Source organism: Streptococcus sp. DD11 (assembly GCF_001578865.1).
Lineage (GTDB): Bacteria > Bacillota > Bacilli > Lactobacillales > Streptococcaceae > Streptococcus > Streptococcus panodentis.
Genome location: NZ_KQ969454.1, coordinates 1 through 409 on the forward strand (window position 1 = coordinate 1; position 409 = coordinate 409).

Here is a 409-nt window from a genome sequence, read left to right on the forward strand (position 1 = left end):
GCTTTATCCTGCTTGTTTCGCTTCAGATTGCTGGCAATCTGATTGGCGATATAGGCCATGAGGCGATTGATAAAGGCGCGCTGTTTGGTCACTTGAACTTCGATAATAATCTGCGTCCCATCGTCCAGCTGGGCTCGGACATCTACAGCAGTGTAAAAGCCCAGGTGATCGTACTCTTCCAGCTGAATCTGCGTTCCCTCCAGGATCTCGACAGACTTTACCGGCAGCTTGAGTACGCTTCTGACAAAGTCTGCGGTCAGCCGTTCCTGATGAAAAATCTTTTTAGCAACCATGTCCATGGTCGGGGACAGGTTGGGGTGGCGCACTGCCTTTTTCTCTTGCGGGTTCATTTTTTTCTCCTCTCCGTTTTGTGCTCTTACTTACATTATTCGCAAAAGGCAGAAGAAAA

At 48.7% G+C, this 409-nt stretch carries 1 protein-coding gene; it reads right to left on the minus strand.

The genetic code is table 11. The features are described from left to right. On the minus strand, positions 1-350 hold a 350-nt coding region (locus STRDD11_RS13380; protein WP_206512730.1), incomplete at its 3' end, for a PD-(D/E)XK nuclease family transposase. Between the last annotated feature and the right edge of the window lie 59 nt (positions 351-409).